This is a genomic window from Streptomyces sp. bgisy159 (assembly GCF_965341775.1).
Classification (GTDB): domain Bacteria; phylum Actinomycetota; class Actinomycetes; order Streptomycetales; family Streptomycetaceae; genus Streptomyces.
Genome location: NZ_CBDQZH010000007.1, coordinates 24,602 through 44,679 on the forward strand (window position 1 = coordinate 24,602; position 20,078 = coordinate 44,679).

The following is a 20,078-nucleotide window of genomic DNA, read 5'->3' on the forward strand; positions in this document are numbered from 1 at the left end:
GCCGTCTCACCCCACCCGCTCCGGCCGCGTGTCGTCCGACGGGGTGGGGGTGACGGGGGCGGCCGGACTGGGCCGGGAGCGCGAGACCGCGACTCCGGCGAGGCAGAGCGCCCCGCCCAGCAGCGCCGGCGGTGCCGGCACCTCGCCGAGCGCCAGCCACGACATCAGCACGACCAGCGCGGGCACCGCGTACGTGGTCGCCCCCATCCGGCCGGCCGTCGTCCGGGCCAGCGCGTACGCCCAGGTCGTGAAGGCCAGCGCGGTCGGGAACACCCCGAGGTACACCATGTTGAGCGTCGCGGACAGCGGCGCGTCGGCCGCCTCCCGCACCAGTTGTCCCGCGAACGGCAGGCAGGCGACCGTTCCGACCAGGCACCCGAACGTCGTCACCTGCAGCACGCTCGCCGTACCGAGGGCGGGCTTCTGCGCGACCACCCCGGCCGCGTAGCAGACGGCGGCGAGCAGGCACAGTGCGACCCCTAGGCCGGACGAGCCGCTTCCGCCCGACATGGACAGCCCGACGGTCACCGCGCCCGCGAACGACACCGCCATGCCCGCCATCAGCCGGGGCGGCATCGCGTCCCCGAGCAGCCGTGCGGCGAGCAGGGCCACCAGCAGCGGGCCCACGTTCACCACCAGGGCCGCCGTCCCGGCGTCCACCTGCCGCTCGCCCCAGTTCAGCACGACCATGTAGCCCCCGAACCACAGCAGCCCGGACAGCCCGATGCCGCGCCATGCCGACCTCGGCGGCCACCCCTCCCGCCGGACGAGGCAGAGGACGCCGAGCACCAGGACCCCGGCGAGCAGACGGCCGAGGGCCAGCGCGCCCGGCGAGTACACCTCGCCGGCGCTGCGGATCGAGACGAAGGCGGAAGCCCACAGGACGACGGTGACGCCGGCCGCACCGGCCGCGGCCAGGCCCCCGCGGCGGTCCGTGCGTCGGTCCGTGTTGCGGTCCGTACCAGGCGCAGTGCTCATCATGCTCCAGAGGATGGGAGGGAGACGGCTCGAGGGCTCGCGGGAACCGGACGTCGACGTGCGGGTCAGCGCAGCGCCGACGGCTCGATGCCCAGCAGGGCGGACAGGGCGCGCTCGCCGCTCGCCGTGACCCGCACGGCCCGCCCGGAGCCGACCCGTTCGCACCAGCCGGAGTCCAGCGCGTGCCGGCACAGGGCGGCGCCCGCGACGCCTGCCAGATGGGGCCGGCGTTCGGTCCAGTCCAGGCAGGCCCGGGCGAGCGGCCGGCGGGTCGAACGGTGGATCGGGATGCCGGCCGCGCCGAACCACCGCACCCCGGCGTCCGTCAGCGCGAACCCGGTGTCCTGGCTGAGCAGTTCGCGCGCGGTCAGGGCGTCGGTGAGCGTGATGCCGAGGCGTCCGGCGAGGTGGTCGTAGCAGGTGCGGCCGCGGACCAGCGCCGCGTCGGTGCTCGCCGCCCGCAGGGTGCGGGGCCGCAGGGCGGGATCGGGGGCCACGAGGGCCGCCAGGTCCTCCACGAGATGGGCCGCGCGGGCGTCGGCCAGCCGGACGTACCGGTGGCGTCCCTGCCGCTCCTCGGTGAGCAGCCCGCCGGCGACCAGCCGGCCCAGGTGCTCGCTGAGCGTGGAGGCGGCGACGCCCGCGTGGCGGGCCAGCTCACCGGCGGTCCAGGCCCGCCCGTCGAGCAGCGCGAGCAGGCACACGGCCCGGGTCTCGTCGGCGACGAGCCCGGCGAGGGCGGCCAGCCGGCCGGCCCGGGGGTCCCTGGTGGTCATGGCGTCCAGCATCCGTCAGGGACGCTTCGGTGTTCGCCGAACGGTCCCCGGTCCTGCCGGTGCGGGTGCCGCCGGCTCTCCCCGACGTGAGCGTCCGCGCCGTCGCCGGCCGGTCATCCGGACCGGGCGAGCTGTTCGTACTGCTGCGCCAGGCCGTCCAGCAGGGCGGTCAGCCCGGCCTCGAAGGCACGCTCGTCGATCTTCTCCTGCTGTTCGGCGAGGAGGTGGGCCTGCCCGAGGTGCGGGTAGTCGGCCGGGTCGTAGGCGCCGGCGTCGTCGACGAAGCCCCCGGCGAAGGAGCCCAGCGCGGAGCCCATGACGAAGTACCGCATCAGCGCGCCGATCGAGGTGGCCTGCGCGGGCGGCCAGCCGGCCCGGACCATCGCGCCGTAGACCGCGTCGGCGAGCCGCAGCGCGGCGGGCCGGCGGCCGGGGCCGCGGGCGAGGACCGGCACGATGTTCGGGTGGTCGCGCAGCGCGGCCCGGTAGGAGACGGCCCAGTCGTGCAGCGCGGTCCGCCAGTCCCGGCCGGCGTGGTCGAACATCGACAGGTCGACCTGGGCGCTGACCGAGTCGGCGACCGCCTCCAGGATCTCGTCCTTGGTGCGGAAGTGGTTGTACAGGGACGGCCCGCTCACCCCCAGCTCGGCGGCGAGCCGGCGGGTGGAGACCGCCGCCAGGCCCTCCGCGTCCACGAGTTCACGTGCCGCCCCGACGATCAGGTCGGTGCTCAGGAGGGGCTTGCGCGGTCGGGCCATGGCGCACATAGTAGGGCTGCGACTGGAAACTAGCAGTGCTAATTTAAAGGTACGGCTTTCAAGGGCCGCGATCTGTGGGGTGATCCCTGGTGAACCTGGAGCTCAGCGAGGAGCAGACCGCCGTGCGGCAGCTCGCCCGGGACTTCGTCGAGGGTGAGATCACTCCCCACGTGGTCGACTGGGACCGGGCCGAGGAGGTCGACCGCTCGATCGTGAAGAAGCTCGGCGGGGTCGGCTTCCTCGGGCTGACGATCGACGAGGAGTACGGCGGCTCCGGCGGCGACCACCTCGCGTACTGCCTGGTCACCGAGGAGCTGGGCCGGGGGGACTCGTCGGTGCGCGGGATCGTGTCGGTCTCCCTCGGGCTGGTCGCCAAGACGATCGCCGCCTGGGGGAGCGAGGCGCAGAAGCGGCGCTGGCTGCCGGGGCTCACCGCGGGCGACCTGGTCGGCTGCTTCGGCCTCACCGAGCCCGGCACCGGCTCCGACGCCGGGAACCTGGCCACCCGGGCGGTGCGCGACGGCGACGAGTACGTCGTCAACGGCAGCAAGATGTTCATCACCAACGGCACCTGGGCCGACGTCGTGCTGCTGTTCGCCCGCTCCACCGACGCCCCCGGCCACCAGGGCGTCACCGCGTTCCTCGTCCCCGCCGACACCCCCGGCCTGACCCGCCGCACCGTGCACGGCAAGCTCGGCCTGCGTGGCCAGGCGACGGCCGAGCTGGTGCTCCAGGACGTCCGCGTGCCGGCCTCGGCGGTCCTCGGCGAGGAGGGCCGGGGCTTCGCCGTCGCCATGTCGGCGCTGGCCAAGGGCCGGATGTCGGTGGCCGCGGGCTGCGTGGGCATAGCGCAGGCCGCCCTGGACGCCGCCGTGCGCTACGCGGGCGAACGGGAGCAGTTCGGCAAGGCGATCGCCCGCCACCAGCTCGTCCAGGAGCTGCTCAGCGACATCGCCGTCGACGTGGACGCGGCCCGCCTGCTGACCTGGCGCGTCGCCGACCTGATCGACCGCGGGCAGCCCTTCGCGGTGGAGTCCTCCAAGGCCAAGCTGTTCGCCTCGGAGGCGGCCGTGCGTGCCGCCAACAACGCGCTCCAGGTGTTCGGCGGCTACGGCTACATCGACGAGTACCCGGCGGGCAAACTGCTGCGCGACGCCCGCGTGATGACCCTCTACGAGGGCACCAGCCAGATCCAGAAGCTGGTCATCGGGCGGGCGCTGACCGGGGTCTCGGCGTTCTGAGTACCCTCCTGAGTATCCCGGCGGATGTGGCGTCGGCCACGCCCGCCGATGCTGGGGCGCATGAGTGACACACCGGTCAAGCAGCAGAGCACGGTCGCGTTCTACGGTCAGGCGGTGGCCTCCTTCTCGGTCGCCATGGCGGCCACCGCCATCGGCATCTACCGGCTGAGCGCCGACGCCTGGGTGCGCGCCTTCCTGGCGATCGCCGTCCTGTACCTGGTGACCTCCGCGTTCACCCTGGCGAAGGTGGTGCGGGACCGGCAGGAGGCCGGGCAGATCGTCAGCCGGGTCGACCAGGCGCGGCTGGAGAAGCTGCTGGCCGAGCACGACCCGTTCGAGAAACTGTGAGGCGGCACCCGGACGACGCCCGGGCGGCAGCTCGCTAAGCGCCCGCTCACCTTCGGCGGTATGGTGGTGCCCCTGTGTCGGCGACGAGGAACGGGGCGAGGAAGCGATGAGTGCGGCGGAGGAGACCGGCGGCGGCGAGTCGCAGGGCTGGGGCGAGGTCACGCCGGACGCGGCCCGGCGGCTGCTGGTCGCCGCCGTGGAGGCCTTCGCCGAGCGCGGGTACCACGCCACCACGACCCGGGACATCGCCGGCCGTGCCGGGATGAGCCCGGCCGCCCTCTACATCCACTACAAGACCAAGGAAGAGCTCCTTCACCGCATCAGCCGGATCGGCCACGAGAAGGCGCTGGAGATCCTGCGGACCGCCGCCCGGCGCGAGGGCAGCCCGACCGAGCGGCTCGCCGACGCGGTCAGCTCCTTCGTCCGCTGGCACGCCGGTGGCCGCACCACCGCGCGGGTCGTGCAGTACGAGCTGGACTCCCTCGGACCCGACGCCCGCGCCGAGATCGTCGGTCTGCGCCGCCAGGTGAACGCGGAGATCCGGGGGATCATCGAGGACGGCGTCGCGAGCGGCGAGTTCGACGTGCCGGACGTGCGGGGCACCACGCTCGCCGTGCTGTCGCTCTGCATCGACGTGGCCCGCTGGTTCAACGTGGACGGCCCGCGCACCCCGGAGGAGGTCGGCGCGCTCTACGCCGACCTCGTCCTGCGTATGGTCGGTGCCGGGAAGTAGCCGTCGGCCGGGCCGGCCCGCGAGCGCCGGCCGGCCCGGGCCCGCGGGTACCGGACGCGTGGTCCGTGCCACCCGCGGGCGGTGCGGACCTACAGGTAGTACCGCGACACCGACTCCGCCACGCAGACCGGCTTGTCGCCGCCCTCCCGCTCGACGGTGAAGGCCACCGTGACCTGGACACCGCCCGTCACGTCCTCGACACCGGTGACGGTCGCCGTGGCGCGCAGCCGGGAGCCGACCGGCACCGGGGCGGGGAACCGCACCTTGTTGGTGCCGTAGTTGACGCCCATCTTGACGCCCTCCACCGAGATCAGCTGGGGGCCGAAGAGCGGCAGCAGCGACAGGGTCAGATAGCCGTGCGCGATCGTGGTCCCGAACGGTCCGGCGGCGGCCTTCTCCGGGTCCACGTGGATCCACTGGTGGTCGCCGGTGGCCTCCGCGAACAGGTCGATGCGCTTCTGGTCGACCTCCACCCAGTCGGTGTACCCCAGCTGCTCGCCCACCGCCGACCGCAGGTCGTCGACGGAGGTGAAGATCCTCGGCTCTGCCATGTTGTCCCGGCCTCTCGCGTCACGCGGACTGCTCCGCCCACAACTCTAAGCGACTGCTTAGCATGGTGGTGCGGAGGGGCGGTGTCAACGGCGGCTCCGGGACCGGATGGGTAGGCTTCGAGGGGTGCCCCAGATACCCGAGAAGATCCACGAGCTCACGGTCGGCCAGCTGTCCGCGCGCAGCGGGGCCGCCGTCTCCGCCCTGCACTTCTACGAGTCCAAGGGACTGATCAGCAGCCGCCGCACCCCGGGCAACCAACGGCGCTACACCCGCGACACCCTGCGCCGGGTCGCCTTCGTCCGGGCCGCCCAGCGCGTCGGCATCCCGCTCGCCACGATCCGCGAGGCCCTGGCCGAACTCCCCGAGGAGCGCACCCCGACGCGCGAGGACTGGGCCCGCCTGTCCGAGCGCTGGCGGTCCGAACTGGACGACCGGATCAACCGGCTCAACCGGCTCCGGGACCACCTCACCGACTGCATCGGCTGCGGATGTCTGTCGCTGAGCAGCTGTGTGCTGTCCAACCCGGACGACGAGTCCGGCGCCCGCCGGGTGGGCTCCCGGCTGATGCCGGAGGGGCGCGGGTAGCCCCCGTCCCCCCCGGCCGCCGGTCACTCGAACTCCGTGCCGCCCTTCCGTGTCAGATAGGCGGGGCTCACCGCCTTGGCGATGGCCCGGCCCCCGGTCACCGCGCTGCGGCGCTCCACCGCGGGCCGGATCACCACGCCCTCCCGCAGATGCAGCTCCCGCCCGGACACGGTCTCCCGCCCGCTCGCGTACGCCAGGGTCAGCTCACTGTCGTAGGGCCCCTCGAAAAGCCGTGGCACCAGCGGCAGCTCGCCCTCCAGCACCTGCGCCGGATCGAGCCACCGCACCTGTCCGCCGATCTCCGCGGACACGTCGAACACCGCGTACCCGAGCGTGTCCCGCCGCCCGTCCGCCCCGTACGTCAGGTCCTGGACACCCGCCCCGTAGACCTCCCCGAAGACGCCGACCCGCCGGGCGCCCAGCCGGCGGGCCAGCCGGGCCGCGGCCTCGGCGACCCGGTGGCCGCGTACGGCCCGCCAGTACAGGTTGCGCGGATCCTCCCGCAGCGCCAGGGACTTGGACCCGAAGCCCTTGGAGGAGACGTACACGCGGTCCTCGTCGGTCACATAGGTCAGCAGGCAGGCCGAGCCGTGCAGCTTCTCCGTGAGCACCACCGGCTCGCCGGGCGCGAAGATGTCCGGGTACCGCTGGATGTTCTCGATGTCGACCCAGGGCAGCAGATCCGGCGCGGACTCCACGTCGCCGTTCATGGTCGGCGGGATCGGCGGCACCCACTTGGTGATGCCCAGCCTCTCCGCGAAGTCCGTGCCCTGCGCCGCCGCGCGCGTCAGATCGACGTCCGCCAGCGCCTCGGGCCGGCAGACGATGCCCTGCGACAGCTCGCCCCGCAGGCGCACCGCCTTCACCCGGTCCGCGTTGCCGCCCGCCAGTCGTCCGGTCAGCCCCAGCTCCTCGATCAGGTCCGCCGGGAGCACGGACTGCTCGGGGATGTACACGGCCACATCGCCGGTGCGGTAGGCACCCTTCGCCACGACCGCCCGGTACAGGCCCACCTGGGCCAGTTCCAGGGCATCGGCGTTCGGATGCTCGTGCACGGTCAGCACCTCGGCGGTGACGCGCAGCGTCGACATGCGGTTCTCCAGCTCAACTCGGTGACGGCTCAAGGCCGTTCGACGGGTCTCATCGCCTCCCACTCTGCGGACGGCAAAAGGGTGGAGCGAGCGGATTTCCGGCTGTTAGGGTCGGCGGCCGGTCCCGCTGCGGGCGCCGGCCGTCGGGTGTGCGGGGGCGCGACATCCCCGGCGCACCCCCGGCGCACCCCGTCGGACGCGCGGCCGGGCCGTGGCCTTGCCCGGGCCACCGGACCGCCGGCCCGTCAGGCCGACACCAGCAGCCGCGCGCGCCGGGCGGACTCCAGCGCCTCGGGGGTGAGGACGGGTCGCGGGACCAGGATCCCGCAGTCCGTGCAGACCGGCCCCGACGACGGCTCGTGGTCCAGCCCGTAGGTCCACCGCAGCCGCGCGCCGCCGCACACCGGGCAGGCCGCGCCCGGCGCGCGCTCCAGCGCGGCGATCAGCCGGCGCAGCACCTCGGCCAGCGGCTCGCGAGGGTGCAGCCGCGGGTCGTCGCACCACGCCACGCCGAAACCGCCCCAGGTCAGCCGGTGCCAGTCGTCGATACTGCCCGGCCTGCGCAGCCCGTCGTGCTTCTCCTTCCTGCGCCGCTCGGCGAACTCCGCCTCATAGGCCAGCCACACCGCGCGGGCCTCCTCCAGTTCGTCCAACGCGGCCACGAGCCGCGCTGGGTCGGGGGAGCGGTCCTCGGGGCCGAAACCGGCCCGGGAGCACAGGTGGTCCCAGGTCGCCCGGTGCCCGTAGGGGGCGAACCGCTCAAGGCACTTGCGCAGGGAGTACCGCCGCAGTGCGAGATCGCACCGAGGGTCGCGCACCTGTCTCGCCAGACTCCGGAAACCGGCCATCGCCTTGCACCTCCGTCACATCTGCACCTGCACTTCGGTCACTTCGGCGTCACCGCACAGGTCGTCGCGCGGCGTCGCCGAATAGACGTATCGACAGCCGATTCGGCTCCATCCGATCTCCCTGTGCCGACGCCGACTTGAAAAAAGTGACGCATGCTCATCTTCAATCCCGGGGATACCGGCGGTAACCTTCCGGCCACCCCCACCTCGCTAGGAGCTGCCCATGCCTCGGCGAACTCCCCGCACCGCGCTCGACAGACTGAGAACTCCCGGCGGATTCCCCGGGTTCCTGAAGACCGCCTCGCTATGCGTCCTCGTCGCCGGGCTGCTGTCGCCGCTCGCCCCCTCGGCGTCGGCCGCCGAGCCCGCGGCCACCGGCCCCGCGGCGGTCGCCGACCACTGCGGCGGCCGTTGCTCCGACATCCTGCCGCCCGGTCAGAACGGCAACGCCACCCTCGCCCAGATCCTGCTCAACCAGGTCTTCGGTACCCAGCCCGAGCACGCCGAGGACCAGCTCGGCCCCTACGCCGGCCTGGCCAAGGGCTATCCGGCGCTCACCGACGCCACCCTCGACACCTTCTTCAACGACGCCTCGTTCGGCGTCCCCGCCGACCAGGTCGCCTCCACCGTGAAGCCGGCCGGCCGCACCGACGTCACGATCGTGCGCGACAAGAAGACCGGTGTGCCGCACATCACCGGAACCACCCGCTACGGCACCGAGTTCGGCGCCGGGTACGCCGCCGCGCAGGACCGGCTCTGGCTGATGGACGTCTTCCGGCACGTGGGCCGCGGACAGCTCACCTCCTTCGCCGGCGGCGACCCCGCCAACCAGGGCCTTGAACAGCAGTTCTGGCGCAACGCCCCCTACACCGAGGCCGAACTGCAGGCCCAGATCGACAACGCGGTCGCCCGCAACGGCGCCCGCGGGCAGCTCGCCCTCGCCGACGCGCGCGCCTACCTCGACGGCATCAACGCCTACATCGACGCCTCCGACAAGGGCCGCTACTTCCCCGGCGAGTACGTCCTCACCGGGCACAAGGACTCGATCACCAACGCCGGCACCATCGAACACTTCAAGATCACCGACATGGTGGCGCTCGGCTCGGTCATCGGCGCGCTCTTCGGCTCCGGAGGCGGCGGAGAGGTGAACAACGCCCTCTCCCTGCTCGCCGCGCAGCAGCGGTACGGCGTCGTGGAGGGCACCCGGCTCTGGGAGTCCTTCCGCGAGCGCAACGACCCCGAGGCGGTCCTCACCGTCCACGACGGCAGCTTCCCCTACGCCACCCGGCCCGAGAACCCGCAGGGCATCGCGCTCCCCGACGCCGGGTCCGTGGTCGAGGAGCCGCTGGTGTACGACCGCACCGGCGGCGCGGCGGCCGCCGGCGCGGCCACCGCCTCCGCCAAGGCCACCGCGAGCGTCCTCGGTTCCGCCCGGCGCGGCATGTCCAACGCCCTGGTCGTCTCCGGCGCACACACCGCGAGCGGCCACCCCGTCGCCGTCTTCGGGCCGCAGACCGGCTACTTCGCCCCGCAGCTGCTCCTCCTGCAGGAGCTCCAGGGCCCCGGCATCAGCGCCCGCGGCGCCTCCTTCGCCGGTCTGAGCATGTACGTCGAGCTCGGCCGCGGCCAGGACTACGCGTGGAGCGCCACCACCTCCGGCCAGGACATCATCGACACGTACGCCGTCGAGCTCTGCCAGGACGACCACCACTACCTGTACCGCGGCACCTGCACCGCCATGGAGCTCGTCGAACGGAAGAACGCCTGGAAGCCCACCGTGGCCGACGGCACGGCGGCCGGCTCCTACACCATGCGGGCCTGGCGCACCGCCTACGGCCCCGTCACCCACCGCGCCACCGTCGGTGGCAAGAAGGTCGCCTACACCACCCTGCGCTCCTCCTACCTGCACGAGGCCGACTCGATCATCGGCTTCCAGATGCTGAACGACCCCGACTACGTCACCGGCCCGGAGAGCTTCCAGCGCGCGACGCAGCACATCAACTACACCTTCAACTGGTTCTACGCCGACGCTGAGCACACCGCGTACTACAACAGCGGCGACAACCCGGTGCGCGCGAGCGGCGTCGACGCCGAGTTCCCGGTGTGGGCCACGCCCGCCCACGAATGGCGCGACTGGGACCCGGCCACCAACACGGCCGCGTACACCCCGCCTTCGCAGCACCCCCACTCCGTCGACCAGGCGTACTACATCTCCTGGAACAACAAGCAGGCCGAGGACTACACCGCCGCGCCCTGGGGCAACGGCTCGGTGCACCGCGGGAATCTGCTGGAGGACCGGGTGCAGCGGCTGGTGCGGGCCGGCGGAGTGACCCGCGCCTCCCTGACCAAGGCGATGGCGGAGGCGGCCCTGGCCGACCTGCGCGCCGAGGACGTCCTGCCGGATCTGCTCAAGGTGATCGACAGCGCCCCGGTCACCGACCCCGCAGCGGCGAACGCCGTGAGCGCGCTGAGGACCTGGCTCACCGCGGGCGCACTGCGCACCGAGACCTCGGCCGGCTCGAAGAAGTACGCCCACGCCGACGCGATCCGGCTTCTGGACGCCTGGTGGCCGCTCCTGGTGAAGGCCGAGTTCGAACCCGGCCTCGGCAGCGACCTGTACACCGCCTTCACCCGCAACCTGCCGATCGACGAGTCCCCGTCGGCCGGCCACGGACCCACCGGCTCGCACGCGGGCAGCTCCTTCCAGTACGGCTGGTGGAGCTATGTCGACAAGGACATCCGGGCCGTGCTCGGCGAGCGGGTCCAGGGGCCGCTGGCGCGGACCTACTGCGGCAACGGCTCCCTCACCGCCTGCCGGGACACCCTGATCACCACCCTGAAGGAGGCCGCCGGCCGGACCGCCGCCCAGGTCTACCCGGGCGACGCCCAGTGCGCGGCCGGCGACCAGTGGTGCGCCGACTCGATCGTCCAGCGCACCCTGGGCGGCATCAAGCACCACGGCATCAGCTGGCAGAACCGGCCCACCTACCAGCAGGTGGTGGAGTTCACCTCGCACCGGTGACCGCCCCCGCGGCGGGCCTCAGCCGATCCGGCCCGCCGCCAGCACCAGCCGCGCCAGTTCGGGGTGCACGATGTCGCTGTGCGCCCCGGACGGCGGCCCGCCGCGCCGCACCACCGACGCGGCATCCACGTTCACGCACCCCGCCGCGGGCAGCGGACCGCGCAGCGCCTCGGCGAGCGTCAGGCCGGGGGTGCCCGGCACCGCCCGGACACCCCCGTACCCGAGCGCACCCCACCGGGCACCGAGCACCCCGCCGATGCCGGGTCCGTCGAAGCCGGGTCCGGCGATCGCGGGTCCGCCGATGCCGGGCCCCTCGATCCCGGGTCCGGCGGTCGCGCTCCGGTCGTCGCCCGCCATCCGCGAGGCCAGCGGGTAGAAGGTCCCCAGCGCCGTGTCGTGCCGGGAGTGGCAGCACACCACCGGGCCGTCCACCCGCCGCTGCACATCCCGCAGCACCCCCGCCCCGCGGTTGTCGTGCGGCAGCCGCGGGGCGAACGCGTAGTGCGAGAAGGCTCCTTGCAGCAGGGTCACCGACTTCACCGCCCGGACGTCCGTGGCCGGTCCGCGTAGCGCGAACGACACCAGCCGGGCGCCGAAGCTGTGCCCGACGAGGTGCACCCGCACCCCTGGCGCCGCGCGCGCCAACCGTCCGATCACCGGGCCGAGCCCGCGCTCCCCGACCGTGCCGGCGCGGCGCTTCATCGCGTGGTACGCCGCCTGCCGCAGCAACTCCTTCGCGCCGTCCCACGGGTTGGGGACGGAGAACCCCTCGGCCGACGCCCGCGCGAACCAGGAGCAGGCCGCCACCGGGTCCGAGAACATCCCGGGCTCCTCGCCGGGAACGGTGTCCGCGGCGTACGGCGCCCGCGGGTCCGGCGGTACGGCGTCCACCAGCAGCCGGACCAGCCGCCCGAACCCGCTCAGGTCCACGTCCGGCGGTCGCTGCTCCAGTGTGCGCAGCAGCTGCTCCACCACGGCGGCCCGGTCCGGGAAGGCCGCGATCAGGGCCCGGGCCGTGTCCTTCTCCGCCGACGACCTCGGGAAGTCGGGGACCGGCTCGTCGGGGAAGCGCATCGACGGCCAGATCACCCCCACGTAGCCGATCCGCGCCGCCGGGGCCAGCGGCGGCACCAGGGCGAAGAAACGGTCGTAGAGCCGGGTGGCGAGGGAGCGGTCGTTGTTCCAGCCGTGGCAGAAGACGATCACGTCCTCGACCCGGCGCCGCACCGCCTCGGCCGACAGCCGGTCCCGCTGCCGCCGGTCCACGTCGCCGTCCGCGTCGAACGTCAGCTCCCAGTACGGGGTCACACTCATCGGCGGGTCCACCATGTCGCGCATGGTCCTGCGGGCGGTCGGAGATGGCCAGAGCTCCCGTAGGGCGAACTCTTCCCTCATTACATACCGACTGGTTAGTCTGTCCGCTGGACGGAGCCGTGTCGCGTCGTGTCGAAGGAGACCGATGGTGGAAGCCGTGCGGGGTGCCCATGTCGTCGTCACCGGGGCGGGAGGGGGGATAGGGGCCGCGCTGGCCCGCCGTTTCGCCGCCGAAGGGGCCCGGGTGGTCGTCAACGACCTGGATGCCGGGCGCGCCGAGGCCGTCGCCGGCGAGATCGGAGGCATCGCCCTGCCCGGCGACGCCTCCGCCGTGGTCGACGCCGCCCGCGACGCCCTCGGCGGCCGCGTCGACGTCTACTGCGCCAACGCGGGCGTCGCCTCCGGCGGCACCGAGGCCGCCGACCCCGCGGTGTGGGCGCTCGCCTGGGACGTCAACGTCATGGCGCACGTCCGGGCCGCCCAGGCGCTGCTGCCGGACTGGCTGGAGCGCGGCGGCGGCCGGTTCGTGTCCACCGTGTCCGCCGCCGGCCTGCTGACGATGATCGGCGCCGCCCCGTACAGCGTCACCAAGCACGGCGCGTACGCCTTCGCCGAGTGGCTGTCCCTCACCTACCGGCACCGCGGGGTCAAGGTGCACGCCATCTGCCCGCAGGGCGTGCGCACCGACATGCTGGACGCCACCGGTACCGCCGGCGACCTGGTGCTCAAGCCGACCGCGATCGCTCCGCAGGCCGTGGCCGACGCGCTGTTCGAGGGCATCGAAGAGGACCGCTTCCTGATCCTGCCGCACCCGGAGGTCGCCGGGTACTACCGCGCCCGGGCCGCCGAACCCGACCGCTGGCTGACCGGCATGAACCACATCCAGCAGAAGTGGGAGGCCGAGCGGTGACCACGCTCCGCTACGCGGACCGGCCCTGGCTGGCGCTGCTCGACGACGCCCAGCGCGCCCCCGTCGACCCCGCCGACTCCCTGGTGCACGCGCTGCGCCGGGCCGTCGCCGAGAGCCCCGAGCGCACCTTCCTCGCCTACTTCGACGGCCGGCTCGGCTACCGCGAGGTCGACGAACTCAGTGACTCCGTGGCCGGGTACCTGGCCGCGCGTGGGCTGCGGCGCGGCGACCGGGTGGCCGTCCTGCTGCAGAACTCCCCGCTGTTCGTGCTGGCGGTGCTCGGCGCCTGGAAGGCGGGCGCGATCGTCGTGCCCGTGAACCCGATGTACAAGTCCGGTGAGGTCGCCCACGTCCTGCGCGACGGCGACGTGGCCGCGCTGATCTGCTCCGACCGGGCCTGGGCCGGGTACCTGCGCGAGACGGCCGCCGACTCGCCCGTGCGGATCGTGCTCACCGGCTGCGAGCTGGACTTCCAGACCCGGGGCGACGCCCGGGTGCTCACCTTCGAGCGGCTGCCCGCGGCCGACGACGCCGACGACCTCACCGCCGTCGCCCGGGCCGGGCACGAGCCGCCGCCGGGGCGCGAGCCTGCCCCCGGCGACATCGCGCTGATCAGCTACACCTCCGGCACCAGCGGCACCCCCAAGGGAGCCACCAACACGCACGGCAACATCATGGTCAACGCCGAGCGGCAGTGCACCGGACTGCCGCTGCCCGAGGCGCCCGTCTACCACGCCCTCGCGCCCCTGTTCCACATCACCGGCATGGTCTGCCAGTTCGGTGCCTGCCTGAACGGCGCGGGCACCCTGGTCCTGACCTACCGCTTCGAGCCCGGCGTCGTCCTCGACGCGTTCGCCGAGCACCGGCCGCACTACACCGTCGGCCCGTCCACCGCCTTCATGGCCCTTGCCGCTCACCCCGCCGCCACCCCGGACCACTTCGCCTCCTTCGTGAACATCTCCTCGGGCGGCGCCCCGCTGCCGCCCGCCCTGGTGGAGAAGTTCCGGGCGGGCTTCGGGCCCTACCTCCGCAACGGCTACGGCCTCACCGAGTGCACGGCCCCCTGCGCGTCCGTGCCGCCCCAGCTGGAGGCGCCCGTCGACCCCGCCTCCGGCACCCTCGCCGTGGGTGTGCCGGGTGCCGACACGGTCGTACGGATCGTCGACGACCGCGGCGAGGAGGTCCCGTTCGGTGAGCAGGGCGAGATCGTCGTGCGCGGGCCGCAGGTCGTCCCCGGGTACTGGCGGCGGCCCGACGCCACCGCCGAGACGTTCCCCGGCGGCGAGCTGCGCACCGGTGACATCGGCTTCATGGACGAGCAGGGCTGGCTCTACGTCGTCGACCGCAAGAAGGACATGATCAACGCCTCCGGCTTCAAGGTGTGGCCCCGCGAGGTGGAGGACGTCCTCCACACGCACCCGGCGGTCCGCGAGGCGGCCGTGGTCGGCGTGCCCGACGGGTACCGCGGGGAGACGGTCAAGGCCTACGTCAGCCTGCGTCCGGGCGCCGAGGCGGACCCCGACGCGCTCGCCGCCCACTGCAAGGAGAGACTGGCCGCCTACAAATATCCGCGGCAGGTGGAGATCCTGCCCGACTTGCCCAAGACGGCGAGTGGCAAGATCCTCCGACGGGAACTGCGTTCCCGCGCGCACGACAGCCAGTGAGATCTCGGAAGGCAGGTGGCGGCAGTGCCAAGGACGACGGACGGCGGCGGGACGCCCGTACCGCAGCGGCTGCTGGCCGCCGCCACCCGGCTCTTCGCCGAGCAGGGCTACGACCGCACCTCGGTGCAGGAGATCGTCGAGGCGGCCGGCGTCACCAAGGGGGCGCTGTACCACTACTTCGGCTCCAAGGACGACCTGCTGCACGAGGTGTACGCGCGCGTGCTGCGCGTCCAGCAGGAGCGCCTGGACGCGTTCGCCGGCGCGGACGAGCCGGTGGAGAAGCGGCTGCGTGACGCGGCGGCGGACGTCGTGGTGACCACCATCGACAACCTCGACGACGCGTCGATCTTCTTCCGGTCCATGCACCACCTCAGCCCGGAGAAGAACAAGCAGGTGCGCGCGGAGCGGCGGCGCTACCACGAACGCTTCCGCGCGCTGATCGAGGAGGGCCAGCAGGCCGGCGTGTTCTCCACGGCCACGCCCGCCGACCTCGTCGTGGACTACCACTTCGGCTCGGTCCACCACCTGTCCACCTGGTACCGCCCCGACGGCCCGCTCAGCCCGCAGCAGGTCGCCGACCACCTCGCCGACCTGCTGCTGAGGGCGCTGCGCCCGTAGCGCCCTCAGCGCACCCGGCGTCCTCAGGAGGCGGCGGCCCCGGTCACCAGGCCGCGGCGCCGCAGTGGCCGCCCTGGAGGCACGCCCGGAAGTTCAGGCCGGAGAGCTTGCTGTAGTCGCCCTTGAAGGTGCCGCCGTACGCGGCCGAGCGGATGGTGGTCCAGCCCCGCCCCTTCCACTTGGCCTGCAGCAGCACGTACTTGCCGTCCTTCTTGTGGTCGTAGAACGTCCCCCAGAAGCTGCCGTAGTACGTCCGGCCGTCCGCGCTGCGCTTCCAGTCCCAGTGGACGGCGATGCTGCCCGCGCCGTTGCTGGTCCACAGGGTGCGGTCGGCGCGCCCCGAAGCGGCGGCTGCCGCGGCGCTCACCGAGGCGGCCGACGACGTGGCGGACGGGGCGTCCGCCGCGGAGGCGCCCGGCGCGGCGACGGCCCCCGCCGTGCCGACGGCCGCCGTGACCAGGGCCAGCGCCGCCAGCCGGGTCCGGGCCCGCGGCGTGCGGATCACCGGTGTGCGGGTCGTGCGGTGGGTCTGCGTGGCTGCCTGCATGACGATTCCTCCCCTGGGCCGCGGCGCGAGTTCCCCCGTCGGGTCCTGCCGGCACACCGCGGCCGGATTCCGGTGCGGCCCGTGGACCGGGCCACGCCTTGGAACCTAGGGCCCGGGGGCGGTCGTGGACGTCAACCGTGCGGTTGACCCGGGGTGGAGATGCGCCTGCAACCAGCGCGGTAGCCCGCCCGCGCCCCTGCCGCACGGGTTTACGGCACCACCGCGCCGGCCCGGGCGGACGCTTGGGGCAACACCGGGCGGCACCGGGCGGCCGACCGCCCGGTGCCGCCCCGGGCCTCACCGGTACTTCTTCAGCTCCCGCCGGGCCAGCGAGCGCTGGTGCACCTCGTCGGGGCCGTCGGCGATCATCAGGGTGCGGGCCGCCGCGTACAGCTCGGCCAGCGGGAAGTCCTGGCTGAGACCGCCCGCACCGTGCAACTGGATCGCCCGGTCGATGATGTCGACGACCGCGCGCGGTGTGGCGATCTTGATGGCCTGGATCTCCGTGTGCGCGCCCCGGTTGCCGACGGTGTCCATCATCCAGGCGGTCTTCAGCACCAGCAGCCGCAGCTGCTCCACGGTGACCCGGGCGTCCGCGATCCAGTTGTGGACCACGCCCTGCTGGGCCAGCGCCTTGCCGAACGCGACGCGCGAGACGGCCCGCCGGCACATCTCCTCGATCGCCCGCTCCGCCATGCCGATCAGCCGCATGCAGTGGTGGATCCGGCCGGGGCCCAGCCGCGCCTGGGCGATGGCGAACCCGCCGCCCTCCTCGCCGACGAGGTGGGTGACCGGCACGCGCGCGTGGTCGAAGACGACCTCGGCGTGACCGCCGTGGTAGTGGTCCTCGTAGCCGAACACCTGCATGGCGCGCTCCACGGTCACGCCGGGCGTGTCGCGGGGGACCAGGACCATGGACTGCTGGCGGCGGATGTCGGGGCCGTCGGGGTCCGTCTTGCCCATCACGATGAAGACCGCGCAGTTCGGGTCCATGGCACCGGAGATGTACCACTTGCGTCCGGTGATGACGTACTCGTCGCCGTCCCGCTCGATGAGCGTGGTGATGTTGGTGGCGTCCGAGGAGGCCACCTCCGGCTCGGTCATCGCGAACGCCGAGCGGATCTCACCGGCGAGCAGCGGCTGGAGCCACTGCTTTTTCTGCGCCTCGTCGCCGAACTGCGCCAGTACCTCCATGTTGCCGGTGTCCGGCGCCGAGCAGTTCAGCGCCGTCGGCGCCAGCTGCGGGGAGCGGCCGGTGATCTCGGCCAGCGGCGCGTACTGGAGGTTGGTCAGCCCGGCGCCGTACTCCTCGTCGGGCAGGAAGAGGTTCCACAGGCCCTGGCGGCGCGCCTCGGCCTTCAGCTCCTCCACCACGGCCGGCGTGTCCCACGGCGAGGCCAGCGCCGCGCGCTGCTCCCGCGCCACCGCCTCCGCCGGGTGAACGTACTCGTCCATGAAGGCGAGCAGCTTGCCCCGCAGTTCCTCGGTGCGGGCGTCGAACGCGAAATCCATGGCCGGTCAGCCTTCCTGAAGAGTGGTCAGTCCGTGCTCGATGAAGACCGGGACGAGTTCGCCGATGCGGTCGAAGCCGCGGCCGACCGTCTGTCCCAGCGTGTACCGGTAGTGGATGCCCTCCAGGATCACGGCGAGCTTGAACCAGGCGAACGCCGTGTACCAGGAGACGGCGGACACGTCGCGCCCCGAGCGTGCGGCGTACCGTTCGATCAGCTCGGCCGGCGCCGGATGCCCGGCGGCCGAGGCGGTCGTGGAGATGGGGGAGTCCGGCAGCTCCAGCGGCATGCTGTACATCACCAGCAGCCCGAGGTCGGTCAGCGGGTCGCCGAGCGTGGACATCTCCCAGTCGAGGATCGCCGTGATGCGGTCGTCGGCGCCGATGAGCACGTTGTCCAGCCGGTAGTCGCCGTGGACCACCGTGGGCGCGGGGGAGCCCGGCAGGTCCCGGCCCAGGGCCGCGTGGAGTTCGTCGATGCCGGCCAGGTCGCGGCTGCGGGAGGCGTCGAGCTGCTTGCCCCAGCGGCGCAGCTGGCGGTCCAGGAACCCCTCGGGCCGGCCGAAGTCGCCGAGACCGACCGCCTCCGGGTCCACCGCGTGCAGCTCCACGAGGGTGTCGACGAGGGACAGCACGGCGCTGCGGGTGCGCTCGGGGCCGAGCGGGGCCAGCTGGCCGGCGGTGCGGTACGGGGTGCCCTCGACGAACTCCATGACGTAGAAGGGCGCGCCCAGCACCTCCTCGTCCTCGCACAGCAGGACCGGGGCCGGGACCGGTACGTCGGTGCGGTGCAGGGCGCTGATCACCCGGTGCTCGCGCCGCATGTCGTGCGCGGTGGCCAGCACGTGGCCGAGCGGGGGCCGCCGCACCACCCAGCGGGAGGTGCCGTCGGTGACCGCGTAGGTGAGGTTGGACCGCCCGCCCTCGATCAGCCGGCCGGTGAGGGGACCGCGGACCAGGCCGGGCCGCTCGCGGTCGAGCAGGGCGCGCAGCCGGTCGGGGTCGAGTCCGGGCGGGTGGTCGGCGGGGCTCATGCGTCGCTCCTCCTACGGGCGCGTGGTACGGGCGCGTGAATGACCCGACTCATGATGCCGACCGGTCGGTATGTAGTCCAGCCTCCAGGAGCAACGTGACGTGGGCCACGATAGGCCGACGGCTCCCCGCGGGGGAACGGGGAGCCGTCGGCCGGGTTCGCCGGGCGGTCTAGTGGTCGTCCCAGTGGCCTTCGTGCGCGGCGTGCCGGTGGCCGTCGTGCAGGTAGTCCACGTGGTCGCCGTGCGGCACGTGCGGGTGTCCGCAGTCCTCGCCGTGCCGGTGCGCGTGCTCCGCGTGGGCGGTGTGCCCGCCCGGCTCGCACTCGTCCCAGTGACCGGCGTGCTCCCGGTGCAGGTGGCCGTCGTGCGCGTAGTCGACGTGGTCGCCGTGCGGCACGGCCGGGTGCCCGCAGCCGGGGCCGTGGGTGTGCGTGTGCGCGGAGTGTTCCAGGTGCGTCGTGGTCATGGGCGTTCACCTTCCGTGAAGCCCGCGGGGGCGCTGGGTCGAACGGAGCACATCCCCGCGTTCCGTCTTGCGTGATGCCTGAGTACCCCGGAGGGTCGAGGGCATGAAGGCGATCAGCTACAGCCGGTACGGCGGCCCCGAGGTACTGGAGTACGGCGAGGTGCGGGACCCCAAGGTCGGCCCCGACGGCGTCCTGGTGAAGGTCCGGGCCGCGGCGGTCAATCCCGTCGACTGGAAGGCCCGCGAGGGCTACCTGGACGGCATGCTGGAGGCGGTCTTCCCCGTCGTCCCCGGCTGGGACGTCTCCGGGGTCGTGGTGCGGCCCGGCGTCTCCGTCACGGAGTTCGAGGCCGGCGACGAGGTCGTCGGCTACGTCCGGGAGGACTTCCTCTGCCGGGGCACCTTCGCCGAGTACGTCGCCGCGCCGGTGCGCACCCTGGCGCGCAAGCCGCGCAACCTCTCCTTCGAGGAGGCCGCCGGACTGCCGCTGGTCGGCCTCACCGCCTACCAGGTGCTCACCGGGGCCCTGCGGGTCAAGCGGGGCGAGACCGTCCTGGTGCACGCGGCGGCCGGCGGCGTCGGCTCCCTCGCCGTCCAGCTCGCCCGGCACTTCGGCTGCCGGGTCATCGGCACGGCGAGCGAGCCCAACCACGACTTCGTCCGGTCCCTGGGCGGTGAGCCGGTGACCTACGGCGACGGACTCGCCGACCGGGTGCGCGGGCTCGCCCCCGAAGGGGTCGACGCGGCCTTCGACACCGTCGGCGGCGAGGCCCTGCGCGTCTCGGCGCAGCTCCTCACCTCGGAGGGCCGCCTCGCCTCCATCGCGGACGGCGACGTCGTCGGCTACGGCGGCAGCTACTGCTGGGTGCGCCCCGACGCCGACGACCTCGCCCGGCTGGTGGAACTAGCCGAAGCGGGCGTCGTCTCCGTGCACGTCGCGCAGACCTTCCCGCTGGAGCGCGCGGCCGACGCCCACCGGCTCAACCAGGAGGGCCGCACCCGGGGCAAGATCGTCGTCACCGTCCCCGCGGAGACGGAGCAGCCCACCGGCTGAGGACCCGCCCACCGGAAACCGTGGAACAC

Annotated in this window: 20 protein-coding genes; 9 read left to right on the plus strand and 11 right to left on the minus strand. The window is 73.3% G+C overall.

Annotation, left to right across the window (positions count from 1 at the left end; genetic code table 11):
* Positions 1 to 6: 6 nt before the first annotated feature.
* The 3 genes from ACSLTV_RS09455 to ACSLTV_RS09465 form a co-directional block, all read right to left on the minus strand.
* Entirely contained in the window at positions 7 to 978 is a 972-nt protein-coding gene (locus tag ACSLTV_RS09455) for a DMT family transporter (RefSeq protein ID WP_435612007.1), read from the minus strand.
* A gap of 65 nt (positions 979 to 1,043) precedes the next feature.
* The gene (locus ACSLTV_RS09460; RefSeq protein ID WP_435611967.1) at positions 1,044 to 1,766 is read right to left on the minus strand and encodes an ArsR/SmtB family transcription factor; all 723 of its coding nucleotides are present in this window, start codon (positions 1,764 to 1,766) and stop codon (positions 1,044 to 1,046) included.
* Positions 1,767 to 1,867: 101 nt separating this feature from the next.
* Positions 1,868 to 2,512 carry a TetR/AcrR family transcriptional regulator gene (locus tag ACSLTV_RS09465; RefSeq protein ID WP_432134603.1) on the minus strand — a complete coding sequence of 215 codons (645 nt, stop codon included), beginning with the start codon at positions 2,510 to 2,512 and terminating at the stop codon, positions 1,868 to 1,870.
* An 89-nt stretch (positions 2,513 to 2,601) separates the two neighbouring features.
* Here ACSLTV_RS09465 and ACSLTV_RS09470 point away from each other — a divergent pair, with 89 nt between their 5' ends.
* From ACSLTV_RS09470 to ACSLTV_RS09480, 3 genes are all read left to right on the plus strand, one after another.
* The gene (locus ACSLTV_RS09470; RefSeq protein ID WP_432155669.1) at positions 2,602 to 3,753 is read left to right on the plus strand and encodes an acyl-CoA dehydrogenase family protein; all 1,152 of its coding nucleotides are present in this window, start codon (positions 2,602 to 2,604) and stop codon (positions 3,751 to 3,753) included.
* Positions 3,754 to 3,813: 60 nt separating this feature from the next.
* Complete coding sequence (locus tag ACSLTV_RS09475; protein WP_432134601.1) at positions 3,814 to 4,101, plus strand: YiaA/YiaB family inner membrane protein; 288 nt, start codon at positions 3,814 to 3,816, stop codon at positions 4,099 to 4,101.
* 106 nt (positions 4,102 to 4,207) lie between these two features.
* The gene (locus tag ACSLTV_RS09480; protein WP_432134600.1) at positions 4,208 to 4,834 is read left to right on the plus strand and encodes a TetR family transcriptional regulator; all 627 of its coding nucleotides are present in this window, start codon (positions 4,208 to 4,210) and stop codon (positions 4,832 to 4,834) included.
* A gap of 89 nt (positions 4,835 to 4,923) precedes the next feature.
* Here ACSLTV_RS09480 and ACSLTV_RS09485 read toward each other — a convergent pair whose 3' ends face one another.
* A complete protein-coding gene (locus ACSLTV_RS09485) occupies positions 4,924 to 5,385 on the minus strand; it encodes a MaoC family dehydratase (protein WP_435611968.1) in 462 nt (153 codons plus the stop codon).
* 124 nt (positions 5,386 to 5,509) lie between these two features.
* Between ACSLTV_RS09485 and soxR the strand changes: the two genes are divergently transcribed.
* Positions 5,510 to 5,971: a redox-sensitive transcriptional activator SoxR gene (soxR, locus tag ACSLTV_RS09490; protein ID WP_432134598.1), complete on the plus strand. Its 462-nt coding sequence runs from the start codon at positions 5,510 to 5,512 to the stop codon at positions 5,969 to 5,971.
* A 23-nt stretch (positions 5,972 to 5,994) separates the two neighbouring features.
* Here soxR and ACSLTV_RS09495 read toward each other — a convergent pair whose 3' ends face one another.
* Together ACSLTV_RS09495 and ACSLTV_RS09500 are read right to left on the minus strand one after the other, a co-directional pair.
* The gene (locus ACSLTV_RS09495) at positions 5,995 to 7,062 is read right to left on the minus strand and encodes an RNA ligase (ATP) (RefSeq protein ID WP_435611969.1); all 1,068 of its coding nucleotides are present in this window, start codon (positions 7,060 to 7,062) and stop codon (positions 5,995 to 5,997) included.
* A gap of 245 nt (positions 7,063 to 7,307) precedes the next feature.
* Positions 7,308 to 7,910, minus strand: a complete 603-nt coding sequence (locus tag ACSLTV_RS09500) for a hypothetical protein (protein WP_432155671.1) — start codon at positions 7,908 to 7,910, stop codon at positions 7,308 to 7,310.
* Between the two features lie 223 nt (positions 7,911 to 8,133).
* Here ACSLTV_RS09500 and ACSLTV_RS09505 point away from each other — a divergent pair, with 223 nt between their 5' ends.
* Positions 8,134 to 10,932, plus strand: a complete 2,799-nt coding sequence (locus ACSLTV_RS09505) for a penicillin acylase family protein (RefSeq protein WP_435611970.1) — start codon at positions 8,134 to 8,136, stop codon at positions 10,930 to 10,932.
* An 18-nt stretch (positions 10,933 to 10,950) separates the two neighbouring features.
* On the opposite strand, the gene ACSLTV_RS09510 is transcribed toward ACSLTV_RS09505, so the two are convergent.
* The gene (locus tag ACSLTV_RS09510) at positions 10,951 to 12,261 is read right to left on the minus strand and encodes a serine-threonine protein kinase (protein ID WP_432134634.1); all 1,311 of its coding nucleotides are present in this window, start codon (positions 12,259 to 12,261) and stop codon (positions 10,951 to 10,953) included.
* Positions 12,262 to 12,391: 130 nt separating this feature from the next.
* Here ACSLTV_RS09510 and ACSLTV_RS09515 point away from each other — a divergent pair, with 130 nt between their 5' ends.
* Genes ACSLTV_RS09515 through ACSLTV_RS09525 form a run of 3 tightly spaced genes read left to right on the plus strand, consistent with a single transcriptional unit; the run spans position 12,392 to position 15,438 of the window.
* The gene (locus ACSLTV_RS09515; protein ID WP_432134594.1) at positions 12,392 to 13,156 is read left to right on the plus strand and encodes an SDR family oxidoreductase; all 765 of its coding nucleotides are present in this window, start codon (positions 12,392 to 12,394) and stop codon (positions 13,154 to 13,156) included.
* Complete coding sequence (locus tag ACSLTV_RS09520; RefSeq protein WP_432134593.1) at positions 13,153 to 14,820, plus strand: class I adenylate-forming enzyme family protein; 1,668 nt, start codon at positions 13,153 to 13,155, stop codon at positions 14,818 to 14,820. Before ACSLTV_RS09515 ends, ACSLTV_RS09520 begins: the two co-directional genes overlap by 4 nt.
* Positions 14,821 to 14,844: 24 nt before the next feature.
* Positions 14,845 to 15,438: a TetR/AcrR family transcriptional regulator gene (locus tag ACSLTV_RS09525; RefSeq protein WP_432134592.1), complete on the plus strand. Its 594-nt coding sequence runs from the start codon at positions 14,845 to 14,847 to the stop codon at positions 15,436 to 15,438.
* 43 nt (positions 15,439 to 15,481) lie between these two features.
* Here ACSLTV_RS09525 and ACSLTV_RS09530 read toward each other — a convergent pair whose 3' ends face one another.
* The 4 genes from ACSLTV_RS09530 to ACSLTV_RS09545 form a co-directional block, all read right to left on the minus strand.
* Complete coding sequence (locus tag ACSLTV_RS09530) at positions 15,482 to 15,985, minus strand: hypothetical protein (RefSeq protein WP_435611971.1); 504 nt, start codon at positions 15,983 to 15,985, stop codon at positions 15,482 to 15,484.
* Positions 15,986 to 16,282: 297 nt separating this feature from the next.
* Positions 16,283 to 17,497: an acyl-CoA dehydrogenase family protein gene (locus ACSLTV_RS09535; RefSeq protein WP_432134590.1), complete on the minus strand. Its 1,215-nt coding sequence runs from the start codon at positions 17,495 to 17,497 to the stop codon at positions 16,283 to 16,285.
* Between the two features lie 6 nt (positions 17,498 to 17,503).
* Complete coding sequence (locus ACSLTV_RS09540) at positions 17,504 to 18,529, minus strand: phosphotransferase family protein (protein WP_432155673.1); 1,026 nt, start codon at positions 18,527 to 18,529, stop codon at positions 17,504 to 17,506.
* Positions 18,530 to 18,698: 169 nt separating this feature from the next.
* Complete coding sequence (locus ACSLTV_RS09545; protein ID WP_432134588.1) at positions 18,699 to 18,995, minus strand: hypothetical protein; 297 nt, start codon at positions 18,993 to 18,995, stop codon at positions 18,699 to 18,701.
* Between the two features lie 103 nt (positions 18,996 to 19,098).
* Here ACSLTV_RS09545 and ACSLTV_RS09550 point away from each other — a divergent pair, with 103 nt between their 5' ends.
* Complete coding sequence (locus tag ACSLTV_RS09550; protein ID WP_432134587.1) at positions 19,099 to 20,049, plus strand: NADP-dependent oxidoreductase; 951 nt, start codon at positions 19,099 to 19,101, stop codon at positions 20,047 to 20,049.
* Positions 20,050 to 20,078: the final 29 nt, after the last annotated feature.